Source organism: Meinhardsimonia xiamenensis, from assembly GCF_900102905.1.
Classification (GTDB): Bacteria; Pseudomonadota; Alphaproteobacteria; order Rhodobacterales; family Rhodobacteraceae; genus Meinhardsimonia; species Meinhardsimonia xiamenensis.
On the sequence record NZ_FNFV01000002.1, the window covers coordinates 341,496 to 361,004 of the forward strand.

General features: G+C 69.8%; 18 protein-coding genes. 5 read left to right on the forward strand and 13 right to left on the reverse strand.

Annotated features, from left to right (window positions below; translation table 11 throughout):
• The first annotated feature begins 29 nt into the window (after positions 1–29).
• Positions 30–737, forward strand: a complete 708-nt coding sequence (locus BLQ14_RS05560; protein WP_342670229.1) for a thiamine diphosphokinase — start codon at positions 30–32, stop codon at positions 735–737.
• A gap of 10 nt (positions 738–747) precedes the next feature.
• Here BLQ14_RS05560 and folD read toward each other — a convergent pair whose 3' ends face one another.
• The 10 genes from folD to tolQ all read right to left on the reverse strand — a co-directional run bounded on the left by folD (position 748) and on the right by tolQ (position 12,186).
• On the reverse strand, positions 748–1,641 hold the full coding sequence (gene folD, locus BLQ14_RS05565) for a bifunctional methylenetetrahydrofolate dehydrogenase/methenyltetrahydrofolate cyclohydrolase FolD (protein WP_092499052.1): 894 nt from the start codon (positions 1,639–1,641) through the stop codon (positions 748–750).
• A gap of 131 nt (positions 1,642–1,772) precedes the next feature.
• Positions 1,773–3,449 (reverse strand): formate--tetrahydrofolate ligase, encoded by a 1,677-nt coding sequence (locus BLQ14_RS05570; RefSeq protein ID WP_092499053.1) that lies wholly within the window; start codon positions 3,447–3,449, stop codon positions 1,773–1,775.
• A 279-nt stretch (positions 3,450–3,728) separates the two neighbouring features.
• A complete protein-coding gene (gene ftsH / locus BLQ14_RS05575) occupies positions 3,729–5,654 on the reverse strand; it encodes an ATP-dependent zinc metalloprotease FtsH (protein WP_092499056.1) in 1,926 nt (641 codons plus the stop codon).
• Positions 5,655–5,742: 88 nt separating this feature from the next.
• Entirely contained in the window at positions 5,743–6,984 is a 1,242-nt protein-coding gene (gene tilS, locus BLQ14_RS05580; protein ID WP_245656950.1) for a tRNA lysidine(34) synthetase TilS, read from the reverse strand.
• Positions 6,981–7,811: a tol-pal system protein YbgF gene (gene ybgF / locus BLQ14_RS05585; protein ID WP_092499061.1), complete on the reverse strand. Its 831-nt coding sequence runs from the start codon at positions 7,809–7,811 to the stop codon at positions 6,981–6,983. The genes tilS and ybgF overlap by 4 nt, the downstream gene beginning before the upstream one ends.
• Before the next feature lie 10 nt (positions 7,812–7,821).
• Positions 7,822–8,331: a peptidoglycan-associated lipoprotein Pal gene (gene pal, locus BLQ14_RS05590; protein ID WP_092499063.1), complete on the reverse strand. Its 510-nt coding sequence runs from the start codon at positions 8,329–8,331 to the stop codon at positions 7,822–7,824.
• A gap of 96 nt (positions 8,332–8,427) precedes the next feature.
• Complete coding sequence (gene tolB / locus BLQ14_RS05595) at positions 8,428–9,774, reverse strand: Tol-Pal system beta propeller repeat protein TolB (RefSeq protein WP_092499466.1); 1,347 nt, start codon at positions 9,772–9,774, stop codon at positions 8,428–8,430.
• 23 nt (positions 9,775–9,797) lie between these two features.
• Positions 9,798–10,991, reverse strand: coding sequence for a hypothetical protein (locus BLQ14_RS05600; protein ID WP_092499064.1), 1,194 nt, complete (start codon positions 10,989–10,991; stop codon positions 9,798–9,800).
• A 12-nt stretch (positions 10,992–11,003) separates the two neighbouring features.
• Entirely contained in the window at positions 11,004–11,483 is a 480-nt protein-coding gene (tolR, locus tag BLQ14_RS05605) for a protein TolR (RefSeq protein WP_425412081.1), read from the reverse strand.
• A gap of 7 nt (positions 11,484–11,490) precedes the next feature.
• The gene (tolQ, locus tag BLQ14_RS05610) at positions 11,491–12,186 is read right to left on the reverse strand and encodes a protein TolQ (RefSeq protein WP_092499066.1); all 696 of its coding nucleotides are present in this window, start codon (positions 12,184–12,186) and stop codon (positions 11,491–11,493) included.
• A gap of 298 nt (positions 12,187–12,484) precedes the next feature.
• Here tolQ and BLQ14_RS05615 point away from each other — a divergent pair, with 298 nt between their 5' ends.
• The 3 genes from BLQ14_RS05615 to BLQ14_RS05625 are packed head-to-tail and all read left to right on the forward strand — an operon-like array spanning position 12,485 to position 15,442.
• Positions 12,485–13,702 (forward strand): NAD-dependent epimerase/dehydratase family protein, encoded by a 1,218-nt coding sequence (locus tag BLQ14_RS05615; protein ID WP_092499067.1) that lies wholly within the window; start codon positions 12,485–12,487, stop codon positions 13,700–13,702.
• A 4-nt stretch (positions 13,703–13,706) separates the two neighbouring features.
• The gene (locus BLQ14_RS05620; RefSeq protein ID WP_092499068.1) at positions 13,707–14,576 is read left to right on the forward strand and encodes a glycosyltransferase; all 870 of its coding nucleotides are present in this window, start codon (positions 13,707–13,709) and stop codon (positions 14,574–14,576) included.
• Positions 14,573–15,442 (forward strand): NAD-dependent epimerase/dehydratase family protein, encoded by an 870-nt coding sequence (locus BLQ14_RS05625; protein ID WP_092499070.1) that lies wholly within the window; start codon positions 14,573–14,575, stop codon positions 15,440–15,442. The genes BLQ14_RS05620 and BLQ14_RS05625 overlap by 4 nt, the downstream gene beginning before the upstream one ends.
• Before the next feature lie 9 nt (positions 15,443–15,451).
• Here the strand turns inward: BLQ14_RS05625 and BLQ14_RS05630 are convergent, their stop codons facing one another.
• From BLQ14_RS05630 to BLQ14_RS05640, 3 genes are read right to left on the reverse strand one after another with little or no spacing between them, the layout of a single operon-like run.
• Complete coding sequence (locus BLQ14_RS05630; RefSeq protein ID WP_092499072.1) at positions 15,452–16,114, reverse strand: uracil-DNA glycosylase; 663 nt, start codon at positions 16,112–16,114, stop codon at positions 15,452–15,454.
• A complete protein-coding gene (gene trpD, locus BLQ14_RS05635; RefSeq protein ID WP_092499074.1) occupies positions 16,114–17,133 on the reverse strand; it encodes an anthranilate phosphoribosyltransferase in 1,020 nt (339 codons plus the stop codon). The genes BLQ14_RS05630 and trpD overlap by 1 nt, the downstream gene beginning before the upstream one ends.
• Positions 17,130–17,723, reverse strand: coding sequence for an anthranilate synthase component II (locus tag BLQ14_RS05640; RefSeq protein WP_092499076.1), 594 nt, complete (start codon positions 17,721–17,723; stop codon positions 17,130–17,132). The genes trpD and BLQ14_RS05640 overlap by 4 nt, the downstream gene beginning before the upstream one ends.
• Positions 17,724–17,913: 190 nt before the next feature.
• On the opposite strand from BLQ14_RS05640, the gene BLQ14_RS05645 reads away from it, so the two are divergent.
• Entirely contained in the window at positions 17,914–19,473 is a 1,560-nt protein-coding gene (locus tag BLQ14_RS05645; RefSeq protein WP_143004459.1) for a divergent polysaccharide deacteylase family protein, read from the forward strand.
• The last annotated feature ends 36 nt before the right edge of the window (positions 19,474–19,509 follow it).

The following is a 19,509-nucleotide window of genomic DNA, read 5'->3' on the forward strand; positions in this document are numbered from 1 at the left end:
AATCCGGCTGATTTTTTCGGGGTGAGAATGTGTTCAGTTTCGGCTGGGTGGACAGTGCGGCGATGAGCCGGAAGATTGTGCAAAGCAACAGGCCGGTCACGCTGCTGGGCGGCGGCGCGCTGCCCGAGGGGGCTCTGGAGCGGGCGCTCGCGCGCGCTCCGGTTCTCGTGGCTGCCGACGGGGCAGCAGAGACGGCGCTTCGTGCGGGACACATGCCACAGGCGGTGATCGGCGACATGGATTCCCTCTCGGCGGCGGCGCGTGCGAAGATCCCCCAAGAGAGGCTGCATCATCTCGGCGAGCAGGACAGCACCGATTTCGATAAGGCGCTGCGCTCGATCGCCGCGCCGCTGGTCCTCGCGGTCGGCTTCACCGGGGCACGGCTCGACCACGAACTGGCCGTCTACAGCACGCTGGCGCGGCGCGGCGAGACTCCCTGCATCGTCATCGGCTCGCACGACATCTGCCTTCATGCCGCCGGGCCGATTGCGCTCGATCTCGTTCCCGGTGCGCGGGTTTCGCTGTTTCCGCTCGCTCCGCTGCGCGTGACTGCCAGCGGTCTGCGCTGGCCGCTCGAGAACCTCGAACTCGCGCCGCTCGGGCGCATCGGAACCTCGAACGAGGCCGTTCGTTCGCAGGTCACGATCGCCCCCACCGGCCCGGGGCTTCTGGTGATTCTGCCGGCCGATCACCTCGACGCGGCGATCAGCGCCGTTGCCCCTGGTCCACGCGTCTGAGCGCGCCGCGTCAGGCGGTAAGCCCCTCGGGTTCGGGCAATCCGTGGATGCGGCAGCAAGCGGTCAACGTGTTTGCGAGAAGGCAGGCGATGGTCATCGGCCCCACGCCGCCCGGCACCGGCGTGATGGCGCGGGCAACCTTGACCGCGCTGTCGAATTCGACATCGCCCACCAACCGCGTGCCCGCGTCGGGCCGGTCGACGCGGTTGATGCCGACGTCGATGACGGTTGCGCCCGGCTTGAGCCAGTCGCCCTTGACCATCTGCGGCCGTCCCACGGCAGCCACCACGATGTCTCCCCGCCGCACCACGGAGGGAAGGTCGCGCGTGCGCGAATGAGCCACGGTGACGGTGCAGCTGTCGCGCAGCAGCAGCTGCGCCATCGGCTTGCCCACGATGTTGGAGCGCCCGATCACCACCGCCTCGAGTCCGGCAAGCGTGCCCAGCTCTTCGCGCAGGAGCATCAGGCACCCAAGTGGCGTGCAGGGCACCATCGCCTTTTGCCCCGTCGCCAGCCGCCCGGCGTTGAAGATGTGAAACCCGTCCACGTCCTTGTCCGGGTCGATGGCGTTGATGACGAGCGTCTCGTCCAGATGGGCGGGCAGGGGCAGTTGCACCAGAATGCCGTGAATCGAGGGATCGGCATTCAGTTCGCCGATCAGCTCGAGAAGCGCCACCTGACTTGTGTCCGCCGGAAGGCGATGTTCGACCGACTTCATCCCCACCTCGACGGTGGCCTTGCCCTTGGAGCGAACGTAGACCTGACTTGCCGGATCCTCACCCACCAGCACCACGGCGAGTCCGGGCTGCACGCCATGCGCGCTTCTCAGTTGCGCCACCTCTTCGGCCACGCGTGCCCGCAGCTGCGCGGCAAAGGCCTTTCCGTCAATGATTTTCGCGGTCATGCGCCCTCCTTTCGAGCGTTGCGGATTCGGGCACTGAAAGCTGCCCAACGTCATCACCCTGGCTCAAATACCCCCGCCGGAGGCCGGTGCGACCGGGGCTCGATGCCCCGGTCGCACCGCGTCTGTCGTGCTCAGAACAGACCTTCGATCTCGCCCGCCTCGTTGAGGTGGATCGCCTCTGCCGCCGGATGACGCGGCAGGCCGGGCATGGTCATGATCTCGCCGCAGATCACCACCACGAAGCCCGCACCCGCCGAAAGCCGCACCTCGCGGATCGGCACCGTATGTCCGGTCGGCGCGCCGCGCAGGTTCGGGTCGGTCGAGAAGGAATACTGCGTCTTGGCCATGCAGATCGGCAGGTTGCCGTAACCCGCCGCCTCCCAGGCGCGCAGCTGGTCGCGGATCTTCTTGTCGGCGATGACTTCGCCGGCCCGGTAGATGCGCTTGGCAATGGTCTCGATCTTCTCGAAAAGGCCCATCTCGTCGGGATAGAGCGGGGCGAATTGCGCCCGCCCCGAATCGGCGATCTCGGCGACGCGGGTGGCAAGCTCCTCGATTCCCGCCGACCCTTCCGCCCAGTGCCGGCAGAGATACGCTTCCGAGCCATGCCGGCGGGCATGCTCCTTCACTTCGGCGATCTCGGCCTCGGTGTCGGTGGTGAAATGGTTGATCGCCACCACCACCGGCACGCCGAACTGCTTGAGGTTCTCGATGTGACGGCCAAGGTTGGCGCAGCCCGCCGCGACTGCCTTGACGTTCTCGCTGCCGAGATCCTCGCGCGCGACGCCGCCGTTCATCTTCAGCGCCCGCACCGTGGCCACAAGAACCACCGCGTCGGGCCTGAGCCCCGCCTTGCGGCACTTGATGTCGAAGAACTTCTCCGCCCCGAGATCGGCCCCGAAGCCGGCCTCCGTGACCACGTAGTCGGCAAGCTTCAGCGCCGTGGTCGTGGCGATCACCGAGTTGCAGCCGTGGGCGATGTTGGCGAAGGGGCCGCCATGCACGAAGGCCGGGGTGTGCTCGAGCGTCTGCACGAGGTTCGGTTGCATCGCGTCCTTGAGAAGCACGGTCATCGCGCCGTCGGCCTTCAGATCGCGCGCATAGATCGGCGAGCGGTCGCGGCGGTAGGCGACGATGATGTTGCCAAGCCGCTCCTGCAGGTCGTCGAGGTCGCGCGCAAGGCACAGGATCGCCATCACCTCCGAGGCCACGGTGATGTCGAAGCCGGTCTGGCGGGGAAAGCCGTTCGACACCCCGCCAAGCCCCACGACGATGTCGCGCAGGGCGCGGTCGTTCATGTCCATGACCCGCCGCCAGCTGACCCGCCGCTCGTCGATGCCAAGCTCGTTGCCCCAGTAGATGTGATTGTCGATCATCGCCGCAAGCAGGTTGTGGGCAGCGGTGATGGCGTGGAAGTCGCCGGTGAAGTGCAGGTTCATGTCCTCCATCGGCACCACCTGCGCGCGCCCGCCGCCGGCCGCGCCCCCCTTCATGCCGAAGCAGGGCCCGAGCGAGGCTTCCCGGATGCATACCGCCGCATTCTTGCCGATGCGCCTGAGCCCGTCTCCGAGGCCCACCGTCGTCGTGGTCTTGCCCTCGCCCGCCGGCGTGGGGTTGATGGCGGTGACGAGAATGAGCTTGCCGTCAGGCCGGTCGGCCAGGCCCTTGATGAAGCTCTGCTGCACCTTCGCCTTGTCGTGGCCGTAGGGCAGCAGCGCCTCGGCAGGGATGCCGAGCTTTGCACCAATCTCCTGAATGGGAAGCTTTTTCGCCGCGCGCGCGATCTCGATGTCCGACAGGTGAGTCATGTTGCCCCTCGCTTCTGGTCCAGGGGACGAATGCCCCGGTGTGGCTCCCTTGTTTCCGACCCTCGTATACTGGCGCCGGTCCGAGTCCAAGAGCGCCTTCGCGACCGAATTCCGCCTGATCTCGTCCTCGGTGGCGTTTACAATCGAGGAGCAGAGCCCGCGATGCAAACGGTCAGGGAAAGCGGCGCGGTGTCGAACCGCGCCACAGGCCCCGCTGCATGCGCAAAGGCCCCGCCCTTGCCGGGCGGGGCCGCAAAGCCGGTTCCGATCCGGAAGATTTCAGGTGGAGGGTTCGGGCTCCATCCCGCCCTCGTCGCGCGGGCGACGGCGCGGCCGCGTCTTCGGCACCGCGACGAGGCTCGGGGCGCTGCCCTTGTCCGGCCGCGCGCCATCGTCATCGTCGCCCCGGTTGAGCGGCTCGCCGTTGATGACCTTGACGATTTCGTCGCCGGTGAGCGTCTCGTACTCCAGAAGCCCCTGCGCCAGCCTGTGCAGATCGTCGATCTTCTCGGTGAGGATGCGCTTGGCGGTCTGATAGCCCTCGTCCACGATCCGCTTCACCTCGGCGTCGATCTTCTCCTGCGTCTCGGGCGAGACATGGGCCGGCGTGTTGTAGGTGCCAAGGTAGCTCTCCTGCTCGTTGGCGTAGTCCACCATGCCGAGCTCCTCGGAGAAGCCGAACTGGGTGACCATGGCGCGCGCGATGCGCGTGACCTGCTGGATGTCGGAGGCCGCACCCGAGGTGACGTTCTCCTTGCCGAAGATCAGCTCCTCGGCCACACGCCCGCCCATCGCCATGGCGATCTTGGACTTGTACTTGGTGTAGGTCACCGAAAGCTGGTCGCGCTCGGGCAGGCTGAGGACAAGCCCCAGCGCCCGCCCGCGGGGAATGATCGTGGCCTTGTGGATCGGGTCATGCTGGGGAACGTTGAGCCCGACGATGGCGTGACCGGCCTCGTGATAGGCGGTGAGCTTCTTCTCGTCCTCGGTCATGACCATCGAACGCCGCTCGGCACCCATCATCACCTTGTCCTTGGCGTTCTCGAAATCCTCCATGGTCACGAAACGCCGGCCCACGCGCGCGGCCATCAGTGCGGCCTCGTTGACGAGGTTGGCCAGATCGGCGCCCGAGAAGCCCGGCGTGCCGCGCGCGATGATGCGCAGGTCCACGTCCGGCCCCAGCGGCACCTTGCGGGCGTGGACGGCGAGGATCTTCTCGCGGCCCTTGATGTCGGGGTTCGGCACCTGAACCTGCCGGTCGAAGCGTCCGGGGCGCAGAAGCGCGGGGTCGAGCACGTCCGGCCGGTTGGTGGCGGCGATGATGATGATGCCCTCGTTCGCCTCGAAGCCGTCCATCTCGACGAGAAGCTGGTTCAGCGTCTGCTCGCGCTCGTCGTTGCCGCCGCCGTAGCCCACGCCGCGCGACCGGCCGACCGCGTCGATCTCGTCGATGAAGACGATGCAGGGCGCATTCTTCTTGGCCTGCTCGAACATGTCACGCACGCGGCTCGCGCCGACGCCCACGAACATCTCGACGAAGTCGGAGCCGGAGATGGTGAAGAAGGGCACCCCCGCCTCGCCAGCGATGGCACGGGCCAGAAGCGTCTTGCCGGTGCCCGGCGGGCCGACCAGAAGCGCGCCCTTGGGGATCTTGCCGCCCAAGCGCGAGAATTTCTGCGGGTTGCGCAGGAACTCGACGATCTCTTCAAGCTCCTCCTTGGCCTCGTCGATGCCGGCAACATCGTCAAATGTCACCCGCCCGTGCTTCTCGGTCAGAAGCTTGGCGCGGCTCTTGCCGAAGCCCATCGCGCCGCCGCGCCCGCCGCCCTGCATGCGGTTCATGAAATAGATCCACACCCCGATGAGAATCAGGAAGGGCAGGAAGGTCATCAGCACGGTGGTGAAGCCCGACTGCTCCTGCGGCTCGGCGCGCACCGTCACGCCCCGGTCGATCAGCCGGTCGGTGATGTCGGTGTTCGAGGGCATGATGGTGATGTAGTCCTGCCCGTCCTTGCCGCGGAACAAGACCCGCTCGCCGTCAAGCGTGACCGAGGAGACATCGCCGCTTTCCACGCGGGCGATGAAATCCGAATAGCTCACCGAGCGGGTGGACAGCGTCGACTGGCCGCCGGAGAAGAGGTTGAAGAGCGCTAGGATCAGAAGAAACAGAACGACCCAGAAGGCGATGTTGCGTGCGTTGCCCAAGGAGGCCTCCTTCCATCGCGATGCACCCGTGGCGCCTCTGGCGCGCCGCGGGCAGCGTGGCCCTAACATAAACCCGCAGCCCGCATCTTCAACGGCTGAACGCGTCGGATACGAAACTGTCGCGCCCATCGATGAGCGATGCGCGCCATCCCGCCGAGAGCCCCGCCAAGGGTGCCGCAACGAGCGTACCGTTGCGCCACACCGCCGGGGTGACCTCGAGCACCTCGCGGGGCAGGCCGGTGGCGCGCCAGTCCTCGACCGCCGCAAGCCCCCGTTCACCCAGCGCGGCGATGACGAGGCCCTCCTCGGCCGGCCCCTCGAGCCACCAGCGCCCGTCCCAGGGCCCGGGTGGCGGGATCCGGCATGATGCGACCGCCGCCGCTTCGCGCAGCACGATCGCCTCGCCGCGCCGCCGGACCACCCTTGCGCCGTGCAGCGTGCCTTCAAGGCTCTCCGCCAGCCGCGCGAGCGGCTCATGGCGGGGGCGGTATTCGGCGCCCGAGACCCAGCCGAGGGCAGCCGCAAGCAGCCGGTGGCGCGTCTCTTCGGGGGCGGCGCGAAAACGCGCGATGTCGAGGAAGAGCGCGCCCGCCGCCTCGCGCACCGCCTCTTGGGCGAGCGCCGCCGCCGCCTGCTGCAGCACCTCGCGCGCGGCCTGCATGTGGCGCGCGGTGGCCGCCAGCCGCTCGGGAGTGAGCCCCAGCTCGGCGAGTGGCGAGAGCATCCGCCGCGCCCGCACGCGGTCAAAACGCATGTCCTCGTTCGAGGGGTCTTCAATCCAGCCGAGATTGCGCGCTCTGAGCCAGTCGCGCAGCTCCTCGCGACGAAGGTCCAGAAGTGGCCGTAGCCAGCTCAGCCTTGCCTCGCGCCTGACCGGGGCCATCGCCGCGAGCCCGTCCACCCCCGAGCCGCGCGCAAGGCGCAGGAGCACCGTTTCGGCCTGGTCATCGAGCGTGTGGCCGGTGGCGACGGCCTCGATGCCCCGCGCCTCGGCCCATTCGCGGATGAGCCGCCGCCGCGCCCGACGCGCGGCATCCTGCAGGTTTCCGCGGCCTTCCCAGCCCTCCCAGCGCAGGGTGTCATGCGAAAGCCCAAGTGCCGCCGCCGCGCGCGCCACCTGAGCCGCCTCGGCGGCGGACTCGGGCCGAAGCCCGTGATCGACGGTCACGACGAAGAGGTCCGGTCGCCTGCGCGCCCGGGCCCACCGCGCTGCGAGGTGCATGAGCGCCATGCTGTCCCCACCGCCGGAGACGGCAAGCCCGAGGCGCGGCAGATCGGGCGCCGGCAGAAGGGCCTCCAATGCCTTGCCGAAGCGTCCGGCAAGCGTCACTGGCAGGCCATGCGCGCGCGTGCGGCCTCCGCCTCGCCCGCGGCTTCGGTGTCGGGGAAGCGCCGCACCACCTCCCCGAGCGTCACGCAGGCCTCTTCGCGCTGACCGAGCTCGTCGAGCATCAGGCCGAGACGGTAAAGCGCCTCGTCGGCTTCCGGCCCTTCGGGCGCCGACGAGAAAGCCTCGAGATAGGCGCGCGCGGCTTCGGCGCTGCGTCCCTCGGCCTCGAGGGCCTGGCCGCGCCACAGCAGCGCCTCGGTGGCCAGCGGGCTGCCGGGGTAGGTCTCGAGGAAGGCGGCGAAAAGCTCGGCGGCCCGGGCATGTTCCCCTGCCTCATGGGCGGCGAGTGCACGGTCGAAATCGGCCCGCTCGCCGACGGCAAGCTCGCTCGCGCCCGAAGGCGGCGGCGCGGCCGGTGGGCTCACCGGGGCCGGGGCAATCTGCGCTCCTCCGAGCGGGCGAGTCTGGCCCAGGGTGGAAATATCGCATTTCGGGTCGAGTTCGCAGAGGCGGAACTCGATGTCTCCGATGCGGTTGGTTCCGTCGGCCACGATGCGTTCGATGCGGTGCTGAAGCTCCTCGGTCTTGGCGGTGAGGCGCCTGAGCTCGCGCTCGATCAGCGCCACGCGCTCGGGCAACGAGCTGCCCGCAAGTCCGGCAGATGGGCCGCCGGTGGTGACAAGCTCGCGGTTGAGGCGCATCAGTTCCACCTTCAGCACCTGCAGCTCCTGGCGCAGGTCGGCAAGCGTCTCCTGGGCGGTCAGGTGTGCGGGCGCGGCGCCGAGCAGCGCCAGCGCCAGCCCCGCGGCAAGAGCTCCCTGGCGCATTGCTCCTGCCTCAGCTGGTTGCGCCCGGCGCGATCAGCACCGTCACCGCCCGGCGGTTCTGCGCATAGCAGGCCTCCTCCGAGCAGATGGCGATGGGCCGTTCCTTGCCGTAGGAGACCGTCCTCAGCCGGTGCGGCGCCACGCCCTGGGCGATGAGAAAGTCGCGCACGGCATTGGCGCGGCGGTCGCCGAGGGCGAGGTTGTATTCGCGCGTGCCCTGCTCGTCGGCGTGGCCTTCGATGATGGCGTTGAACTCGGGGTTGTCATTGAGCCAGCGCGCCTGGGCGATCAGGATGCTCTTCGCCTCCTCCGAGAGCGCGGACTCGTCGACGGCGAAGTGGACCCTGTCGCCGACCATCTCGTTGAAATAGGCGACCGTGCCCGGCGCCGGCATGCCGCCCGTGGCGCCTGCGCCACCGGCGCCGCCTGCGCCGCCGTAACCGGAGAAGCCGCCGGGCGATGTGCAGGCGGCAAGAAGCGAGAAGGCGGCGAGCGCCAGAATGCGGGTCAGGGTGCTCATGGGGGTCATGCCTCAGCCTTGGGGTTGTTGTTCTCGGTTTGCTTTCGCGGACATTAACATTTCACACCACGCTTGGAAATGTGCCCGACCTGCTCATCAGGGCCGAAGCGGTCCCCATGAGGGGTCGGAGGCGGCGGTGTCGATGGGCACGCGGCGCAGGTTTCTCCCGGTGATGTCCACCGTGTAGAGCGCCGGCGCGCCGGCCGCGCCGCGTGTCTGGCGGGTGAACATGATCACCCGCCCGTTGGGCGACCATGTCGGCCCCTCGTCGAGGAAGGAGGCGGTCAGCAGCCGCTCCTCCGAGCCATCGGTGCGCATCACGCCAATGTGAAAGCGCCCCTCGTTCTGCTTCGTGAAAGCAATGAGGTCGCCGCGCGGCGACCACACCGGCGTGCCGTAACGGCCCTTGCCGAACGAGATCCGCCGCGCCTCGCCGCCCGCGGCCGGCATGATGTAGATCTGCTGGGTGCCCGAACGGTCGGACTCGAAGACGATACTGCGGCCATCGGGCGAGAAGCTCGGGGCGGTCTCGATGGAGGGCGTTTCGGTGAGCCGCCGGATGGTGCCGGTTGCGATGTCCATGGCGTAGATGTCGGTGTTGCCGCCCGAGGACATCGAATAGACCACCGTGCGCCCGTCGGGCGAGAAGCGGGGGGCGAAGGTGATCGTGCCCGGCTGGTTGGAGAGCGCGCGGCGCTGGCCCGTGGCCAGGTCAAGCAGATAGATCTGCGGAAAGCCCGTCTGATAGGAGGTGTAAAGCACCCGGCTGCCATCGGGCGAGAAACGCGGCGCGATGACAAGGGCCGAGCCGTCGGTGAGAAACTCGAGATTGGCGCCGTCCTGATCCATCACCGCGAGCCGCTTGATTCGCGCGTCCTTCGGACCCGACTCGGCGACGAAGACGACACGGCTGTCGAAATAGGGCGCCTCGCCGGTGATGCGCGAATAGACGGCATCGGCCACCTTGTGGGCGATGCGCCGCCAGATCGCGGGCGGGGCGACGAATTGCAGGCCCTCTCCGAGCGGCGCCTCGGCAAACACATCGTGAAGCCGGAAGCGGATGACGAGCCGCCCGTCACCGGCGATGGCCACCGAGCCGGTGATGAGCGCCTGGGCGTTGATCGCCTTCCAGTCGGCGTATTGCACCGGGCTGTCGAAACTGGTGATGCGGGAGATGAAGGCGCTCTCGGGGATAGGGCGGAAGAGCCCCGTGGAGGTGAGATCATCGACCACGACGCGCGTGATGTCCCGCGCGTAGGTCTCCGCCCCCGGCGTCTCGGAAACGAAGACGGGCGCTGCGAAGGGCAGGGGCTCGATCACCCCTTCGGTGATCTCGATCCGGAGCGGGCCGCGGGCTTCCTGGGCAAGCGCCGCCGGAACGGCCGCGGCGAGCAGGCTCAGCGCAAGCGGCGCGCTGCGCACGAGGAGAAAGGCGAGCTTCATGGCACCCATGGCGGCGGTGGCGTTCATCGGATCCTCATCGCTTCAGGGTTAAAGGTCATTTCGATCTCGCGCCAGCGGTCATATTTCTCCGCCGGCAGTGGGAATCCCTGCGCCCCGCAGCGGATGATCGCCCGACGCGCGGCCTCGAAGGCCTGACGCACCGCCGGCCCGGCGCCCCCTTCGGAGGAGACGAGGCGGATGGTCGCGGCGTCGGGCGTGCCGTCGGGGCGCATCCCGACGGCAACCACCACCGTTGTCGCGAGCGCCTCGGAGCTGAGCGAGCCAACGTTCCAGCAGCGCGAGACGGCCACGCGCAGCGCTTCGCGTTCGCCCTGGGTCAGCGGCGGGCCGAGGGGTGCGGGCGCCGCCGGCGCCTCGGCCGCCGAGCCGAGCGCCTCGGCCAAGGCCGCTGCGAGAGGATCTTCGGCGCGCGGCGCGGGCTCAGGCTCGGGTTCTGGCTCGGGTTCTGGCGCGGGCTGTGGCACGGGCACGGCTTCGGCGCGGGAGTTCTGCGCCGGTGCCTGCGGCCTGCTCGCCGCCGAGGCGGAAGGGCGCGCTGGTGGGCGCAGACTGGTGCTTGGCGCCCCGCGTGCCGGCAACTCCGCTTCGGTCACGATTTCCGGGGCGGCTTCTTCCCGATTGGCGGGGGCGGGTGCCGGCGCGGGTGGCGCCTCGGGCGCGGGCGCCGTCACCACGGCGGGGGCGCTGTCCGGGGCGTTCGCCGGGCTCGGTGGCGGCGGTGCGGGCACCGGCGCGACGCGCGGCGCGGGGCGGGGAGCCGGATCGGCGCGCGCAGGAGCATCCGGCGCACCGGCTTCGGGGGCGGAGGAAGGCGGAACCGGGGGTTCGGGTGCCGCAGCCTCCACTTCGGCCTGCGGGGCGGGAGCAGCGGGCGCCACGGGCGCGCTGTCGGGCGCCGTTTCGGGCGGCTGGGGCGCGACCGTCGCCACAGGGCGCGGCGGGGCGGGCGGTGCCGCCTCGGACGCGGTGGCGGTTTCGGGCGGCGACCCGGTCGGCGGCGGGGCGAGCGCGGCAAGCTCGGCCAGCGCTTCGGGCTCGGGGCGGGCCGTCAGCGCGGCGAACTCCTCCTGACTGATCAGGGCGACATCCACCGTATCCGGCGGAGGCGTGGTGCGCGTGGCCGGCCACTCGCCGAAGAGGATGGCCAGAAGCAGCCCCGCATGGCCGATGAGCGAGATCTTGAGCCCGGTGCGCAAGGGGCCGCTCCGCTATCCGCCGTTGCCGACCGGGCCGCCGTCAAGCCGCGGGCCGCCGGTGTCGGTCACGAGCCCGATGTTGCGGAAGCCTGCGGCATTGAGCGCGCCCATCACCTGTGCAACGCGCGCGTAGGGGATGGCGCCATCGGCCCTGAGATAGATGCGGTCCGAGCGACGCTCGCCGGCGATCGCCCGCAGGCGGGAGACGAGTTCGTCCTCGGGCGTCTCGGTGGTCTGGATCAGGATTCGCCCATCGGCCGTCAGGGTAATGGCAAGCGGCTCCTCGGTGTCCACCGGCAGCGCCTCGGCGGCGGTCTCCGGCAGCTCCACCGGCACGCCCACGGTCAGCAGCGGCGCGGCCACCATGAAGATGATCAGCAGCACCAGCATGACGTCAACGAAGGGCGTGACGTTGATTTCGGCCATGACCCGCGCCCGCGCGCGGGCCGCGCCGCGGCGGCGGCGCGCGCGGGGCTCCTGGCTCGTCTGCATCCCCATCTCAGCCGTCCAGCTGGCGCGATAGAATGGTGGAGAATTCGTCGGCGAAGGCCTCCCATCCCGCGGTGATCTCGTCGCTGTCCGCGGACAGCTTGTTGTAGAAGATCACCGCCGGAATGGCCGCCAGAAGCCCAAGCCCGGTGGCCAGCAGTGCCTCGGCGATGCCGGGAGCCACCACCGCAAGGTTGGTATTCTGGCTCCGGGCGATCTCCACGAAGGCATGCATGATGCCCCAGACGGTGCCGAACAGGCCCACGAAGGGGGCCGTGGAGCCGACGGTGGCGAGGTAGGGAAGGCCGCGGCCCAGAGCCTCGGTCTCCCGCGTGATCGCCACGTTCATCGCGCGGTCGATCCGCTGCTGCACGCCGGGAATCAGCCCGCCGTCGCGCCTGTGGCTGCGGCGCCACTCGAGCATGCCGGCGGCGAATATCCGCTCGGACGGGCCTTCGGGCTCGGGGCCCAGCGTCTCGAACAGCTCGTCGAGCGGCTCTCCGGACCAGAACGCTTCCTCGAAGCTCGCGTCCTGCCGCCGGACACGGCGAAAGTCGAGGAATTTCTGGATGATGATTGCCCATGCCCAGACCGACGCCAGGATCAGCAGGATCATCACCAGCTTCACGGTCAGCGTCGCGCGCCAGAAGAGCGCGAGAAAGGAGAAGTCCAGCTGTTCCGCCAGAACGAGGGTTTCGGTTTCCATGAGTTCTGCTCTTGCCCCGGTGCCATCACTGGCGCGGCGTTCCCGCGCCGAAGCCGTCTTGCGCGGCCTTCCGGCGCAAAGCTAGCGCAAAATCAAGTCAGGCGCCAATGCAGAGCGCCGATCGGCAATGTTTTGCGCCTCGGCCGCGCGCAGGACGGGGCCGGGCCGCGACCGGGCCGGAACCGGGCCGGGTTCATGCTCGCGTGGGTTGCAATTGTTTCATTCGACACGACGGACCAAGCGGGCTATGCCATTGGCACGTCTTGGACTCGGCGCGCCCGGAGAGAAGGAGAGAATCATGCGCATCGCGATCATGGGCGGCGACGGCTTCGTGGGCTGGCCGACCACGCTGCATCTGTCGAACCGGGGGCATGAGGTGCACATCCTCGACAATCTCTCGCGCCGCTGGATCGACACCGAGCTTGGCGTGCAGTCGCTCACGCCCATGGACTCGATCCAGGAGCGCTGCCGCATCTGGCACGAGGTGACGGGGCGGCGGATCCACTTCCACCTTCTCGATCTGGCGAAGGAATACGAGCGGCTCAAGGCATGGCTGGCCGAATACCGCCCCGACGCGATCATCCACTTCGCCGAGCAGCGCGCCGCGCCCTATTCGATGAAGTCCGACCGCCACAAGGTCTACACCGTCAACAACAATGTGAACGCCACCCACAACCTCTTGGCGGCGATGGTGGAGACGGAGATCGACGCCCATCTCGTGCATCTGGGCACCATGGGGGTCTATGGCTACGGCACGGTGGGTGCCGCCATTCCCGAGGGCTATCTGGAGGTGCAGATCGACACGCTCGAGGGCGGGCCCGCGCGGCAGGAGATTCTCTATCCCACGCGCCCCGGCTCGGTCTATCACATGACCAAGAGCCTCGATCAGATCCTCTTTCAGTTCTACGCGCAGAACGACGGGCTGAGGATCACCGACCTGCATCAGGGAATCGTCTGGGGCACGCACACGGCCGAGACGCGCCTTCACGTCCAGCTGATCAACCGCTTCGACTACGACGGGGATTACGGCACGGTGCTCAACCGTTTCCTCATTCAGGCGGCGATCGGTTATCCGCTCACCGTGCACGGTACCGGCGGGCAGACGCGGGCCTTCATCCACATCCAGGACAGCGTGCGCTGCATCGAGCTTGCGCTTTCCGACCCGCCCGCGCGCGGCGAGCGCGTCAAGATCTTCAACCAGATGACCGAGACGCACCGGGTGCGCGATCTGGCGCACATGGTGGCGGACATGACCGGTGCCGAAATCGCTTATCTTCCCAACCCGCGCAAGGAGGCCGACGAGAACGAGCTCGTGGTGGAAAACGAGAAGTTCCTTGCGCTCGGGCTCGAGCCGATCACGCTTTCTCAGGGGCTGATGGAGGAGATCGTGGATGTCGCGCGCAAATACGCCCACCGCATCGACCGCAAGCGCGTGCCCGCCGTCTCGGCCTGGACGAAGGAGATCGCCCAGCGCGTGGAGCGCGACCCCGAGCGGCGGCTGAAGTCGGTCTCCTGAAGCGATGGCGAAGGCCGAGGCGCCCGAAGACGCCCTGCGGGCCGAGCGCCCCGCCCAGAGCGACCGGGCGTGGGTGACGCTTGTGACCAACGCCGATTACGCGCTGGGGGCGGAGGCGCTCCTGCGCTCGATCGCGCGGACGGGCTCGACCGCCGATCGCGTCGTGCTCGTCACCGGGGCCGTGCCCGAGAGCGCGCTCGCCCGGCTCAGAGCCGTTGGCGCGCGCATCGTGCACACCGGGCTTCTGCCCACCTCGCCCGCCTTCAACGCCACCCACGCCCGCGGCGCGCTCCATGCCGCGGCGCCCTTCACCAAGGGCGAGAAGCCGCCCTTTCACACACCGCTCGACAACTTCGTCAAGCTCAGGCTCTGGCAGCTCGTCGAATACGAGCGCGTCGTCTTCATCGACGCCGATGCGCTGATGTTGAAGCCCTGCGAGCGGCTCTTCGACTATCCCGAGTTCTGTGCCGCGCCGAATGTCTACGAGAGCCTTGGCGACTTTCACCGGATGAACTCCGGCGTCTTCACCGCGCGGCCCGCGCAGGCCACCTTCTCGGCGATGCTCGCCGCACTCGACCGCCCCGGCGTCTTCTGGCGGCGCACCGACCAGAGCTTCCTGCAGCATTTCTTCCCCGACTGGCACGGGCTGCCGGTGTTCGACAACATGCTGCAATATGCGTGGTTCAACCTGCCCGAACTGTGGGACTGGGGATCGATCCGCATCCTGCATTTCCAGTATGAAAAGCCCTGGGCGGATCACGCGAAGGCCCGGCAGCTCGCGCCGCTGATCGCGCTGTGGCGCGCCCATGCCGGCGACGGTCCGGTGCCCCGGCCCGAGGATCTGCCACCCCCGCCGGGGGCGAAGGCGCAATGAGGCTTGCCGTCACCGGCGGCACGGGGCTTGTGGGCCGTTTCATCGTCGAGGCCGCGCTCGCGGCCGGGCATGAAGTTGTCTTGCTTGCTCCCTCACCGCCGCCCGAGGGCTTTTTCTCCGCGCCGGTGGAATGGCGGGCATGGCGTCTTGGCAAGGCGCCGGGGCTCGAGGGGTGCGACGGACTCGTTCATGCCGCGCTTGCGCATCTGCCGGGGCGTTACCGCGGCGGGGAGGGCAGCGACCCCGAGGGTTTCGCAAGGCTCAACCTCGACGGCACCTTGCGGCTTTTCGCGGCAGCGGAGGGCGCGGGCGTGAAGCGCGCGCTGTTTCTCTCCTCCCGTGCGGTGTTCGACGGCTACCCGCCCGGCACCCGGCTCGCCCCCGAGCTGCCGCCGCGCCCGACCACACTCTACGGCCGGGTGAAGGCGCAGGCGGAGGCGCGCCTCGCTGCGCTCGTCGCGCCGGGGTTTGCCGTGGCCAGCCTGCGCGCCACCGGCGTCTACGGCCCGGCCGGGTCCGGCCGGCGGAACAAATGGGCGGGGCTTTTCGCCGACTATCTCGCCGGCCGGCCGATCGCGCCGCGCGTGGGCAGCGAGGTGCATGGCGCCGATCTTGCGCGCGCGGCGCTCATGCTCATCGAGCGGGGCGCGCGGGGGCCGTGGCACGTCTCCGACATCGTGCTTGACCGGCGCGATCTTCTCGCCCGCGTGGCCCGGCTGACCGGCTGCCGCCACCCGCTGCCCGAGGCGGCCGATGCCTCCGCCCTCAGCCTTCTCGACTGCGCCACCACAAGGGCGCTGGGCTGGCGGCCCGGCGGCATGGCCCGCCTCGAGGCGTCGCTGCCCGGGCTGATCGCTGCCGCCTGAGCGGTCGGCTTACCCCCCGGCCCAATTGATAGGCGCCTCGCCGCGGCTCACGAGCCAGTCGTTGACGCGGCTGAAGGGGCGGGAGCCGAAGAAGCCGCGCCGGGCGGAAAGCGGCGATGGGTGCGCGGTCTCGATGCGCAGGTGGTCGGGATTGGCAAGCCGCGCCGCCGCAACCTGCTGCGCCTGCCGCCCCCAGAGCAGGAAGGCGCGCGGCGCCCTGTCAAGGGCGCCAAGCACATCCGCGACGAGCCGCGCCCAGCCAAGCCTGGCGTGCCCGCCTGCCTCTCCGGCAGGAACCGTGAGCGCGGTGTTGATGAGAAGCACCCCCTGCCGCGCCCAGCCGGAAAGATCGCCGGTGCCTGGAACGGCCCCGATGTCCTCACCGAGCTCGCGGAAGATGTTGGCGAGCGAGCGCGGCAGCGGCGCCACATCCGGATTCACCGAAAAGGCAAGCCCGTTGGCATGGCCCGGCGTGGGGTAGGGATCCTGCCCGAGGATCACCACACGCACCGCCTCGGGCGGGGTGAGCCTCAGCGCGGCATAGACGCGATCGGGCGCGGGCAGCCACGCGACCGCCTCGGCCTCGAGCCGGGCCTCGATGGCGTCGGCGTGACCGTCACGGAAGAAGGGCAGGGACAGCCACTCGCCCAGCCCCTCGCGCGAGGGGCGCATCAGGCCGCGGCGGAGGTGACGCGCGCGAGCCCCTGCACCTTGTGCAGCGCGCGCCCCGAATCGATGGCCTCGGCCGCAATCTCCACCCCTTCGCGCAGATCGGCGGCGCGCTCGGCGATCAGAAGCGCGGCGGCGGCGTTGAACAGCACCGCGTCGCGATAGGCGCCCTTCTGCCCCGAAAGGAGCGCGGCGAAGGCGCGGGCGTTCTCCTCCGGCGTGCCGCCGAGGATCTCCTCGAAGGGGTGCACCGGCAGCCCGGCATCCTCCGGCGCAACCTCACGCTCGGAGATCTGCCCCCCCTTGAGCTCCACCACCTTAGAGGGCGCGGCGATGGAGAGCTCATCGGTGCCATCGCCGCCGTGCACGAGCCAGGCGGTCTCCGAGCCGAGCTCGCGCAGCGTCTCGGCCATGGGGCGCAGCAGGGCGGGCGAGAAGGCGCCCGTGAGCTGGCGCTTCACCCCGGCGGGGTTGGTGAGGGGCCCGAGGATGTTGAAGATCGTCCGCGTGCCGAGCTCGGCGCGGGTGGGGCCGACATGGGCCATCGCCGGGTGGTGCATCGGCGCCATCATGAAGCCGATGCCGACCTCGTCGAGCGCGGCTTCCACCACCTTCGGCCCGACCATCACCTTGATCCCCATCTGGGTGAGCGCATCGGCCGAGCCCGACCTGGAGCTGAGGTTGCGGTTGCCGTGCTTGGCCACCGGAACGCCGGCCGCGGCCACGACGAAGGCGGTGGCGGTGGAGATGTTGAGCGTGCCCTTGCCGTCGCCACCGGTGCCGACGATGTCCATCGCGCCGCGGGGCGCGCGCACCTTATGGCATTTGGCGCGCATCACCGCCGCGGCGGCGGCGAATTCGTCAACCGTCTCGCCGCGGGTGCGGAGCGCCATCAGAAAGCCGCCGATCTGGCTTGGCGTCGCCTCGCCTTCGAAGAGGATGGTAAAGGCGCGTTCGGCCTCCTCGCGGGTGAGCGGCCGGTCTGCGGCTGCACCGATCAGCGGCTTGAGTGCGTCGCTCATGCCGGCACCGGCGCCCGACTGCGGGCCATGTCGAGAAAGTTCTTCAGCATCGTGTGGCCATGCTCCGAGGCGATGGATTCAGGGTGAAACTGCACGCCCTCGATGGGATGTTCGCGGTGGCGCAGCCCCATGATGGTGCCGTCGGCGAGTTCGGCGGTGACCTCAAGCACGTCCGGCAGGCTGTCGCGCTCCACCACCAGCGAATGGTAGCGCGTGGCATGGAGCGGCGAGGGCAGACCGGCGAACACACCGGCACCGCGATGGTGGATCTCCCCGAGCTTGCCGTGAACGATCTCGCCCGCGCGCACCACCCGCCCGCCGAAGGCCTGGCCGATGGTCTGATGGCCAAGGCAGACGCCAAGGAGCGGCACGCCGGCCTTGGCCGCGGCGCGGGTGAGCTCAAGGCAGATGCCGGCACGGTCCGGGTCACAGGGGCCGGGGCTGAGCACGATCGCCTCGGGCCACATGGACAGCGCGTCCTCCACGCCAAGCGCATCATTGCGCCGCACCTCGACCTCGGCTCCCAGCTCGCCGAGGTAGTGGACGAGGTTGAATGTGAAGCTGTCGTAGTTGTCGATAAGCAGGAGCACGCCCGATCCGCCCTTTTCGCGTCCGCCAGGATGTCTCGGGGGGTGCACCCCCGATGACCGTCGCGCTATACATGGGCCGAGGCAATGGCGCGGGTCAAGGGCGGCCGGGCGCGGTCTTGCCGCAACGCCGTTGTTGCGCGAGACGTGGGCGATCGGGGAGCAGTTTGCCGGAATGAGCGGGAGAGGCGCGATGGGCCGGGGTTTCTTGTCTGGCTTGATCTGGGGCACCTTGGTGTCGCTGGCGGTGCTGGCCACGGTGTCGTGGCTGGCGCAGCAGATGGCGCGCCCGCCTGCTCCCGATGCCGAGGCGGGAAAGGCGCCGCCTGGGTCGGAGTTTGCCCGCCCGCCGGCGGAAACCGATCCGGCAGTGCCCGCGCCCGAGGCGCCTCCGGAGGTGCCGCAGGCGGCGCGCCCCGCCCCGCCCGAGGAGACGGACGAGACGCTCGCCCCGCCGCGCGCCGATACGGCGCCGGCCGTGGCGCCGCAGCCCGAGGCCGAGCCGCCGGCGCCGGTTGCCCCGCCAGAGGCGGCTGCGGCGGAGGATCCGCCCGAGCTTGCGGCGCGCGGGCTGGAGGACACGCCCGGTGGTGTCGCGCCGCAGATCGCCCCGCCGGAGACCGACGTGCCGCCCGTTTCGCTGCCCGCCGCGCCCTCGCGGCCTGAAACCGCCACCGCCTCGGCTCCGACCATGGTACCGGGGAGCGGGGAGGAAGCCGGCGCCACTTCAGGCGCCGAGCCAGGGGAAGGCCAGGCACCGGTGCCGACAGCCGCGCCCGCGCCTCCGCCAGCGGCTCCGGCGGAGCTCGAGCGTGGCGACGCCGCGCCGCGTGACAGTGCGGGCGAAGCAATGCCCGAGCGGCCGCAAGCTGCCGGAGAGCCGGCCGCGCCCCGCCCCCCGGCTGCTGCCGAAGCCACGCCGACCGCGCCGGCGGGCGAGGCGCAAGGCGATCGGGTAGAGGTGGCCGACGAGATCGGGCCCATCCGCCTGCCGGTACCGGAAGCCGAACTTGGCGTGCCGCGCCTTCCCGGCCGCGCCGATGCCCCGGCGGCGGAAGACGAGGCGCAGCCCGCGCGCCCCGCGCTCGAGGCCCATGCCGCGCCCTTCGAATGGGACGGTGTGACGCCGCTGATGTCGGTGGTGCTCATCGACCGCGAGGGCGCCTTCAATCCCGCGCAGATCGCGTCGTTGCCCTTTCCGGTGAGCGTGGCGCTCGACCCCACGTCTGAAGGCGCAGCAGCGGCGATGGCCGCCTATCGCGCCGCCGGCGTGGAGGTTCTGGTCCTGGCGCCTCTGCCCGAGGAGGCCTCGCCCGCCGATGTGGAAGTGGCCTTCGAGGGGTTCTTCACCGCTTTGCCCGAGACGGTGGCGGTGCTCGACAGCGAGGATGCGGCGCTGCAGGCGAGCCGGCCGCGCGCGGTTCAGGTCGTCGACATTCTCGCCCGCGACGGCCGGGGCCTTGTCACCTGGGAGCGGGGGCTCAACACCGCCCTGCAGGTCGCGCGCCAGAAGGATCTGCCTGCCGCAACCGTCTTCCGCGCCTTCGATGACGGCAAGCGGGACGTGGCGGCGATGAAGCGGTTTCTCGATCAGGCGGCCTTCCGCGCCCGGCAGGAGGGGGCGGTAATCGTCGTCGGCCATGCCCGGCCCGAGACGCTGACCGCGCTCGTCGAATGGGCGCTGGGCAACCGTGCAGCGAGTCTTGCGCTGGCGCCGGTCTCGGCGGTGCTCAGGGCCGGGGCAGGGGGTTAGCGCAAGATGAGGACGGGTTGCGTCGGCAGAGGCGGC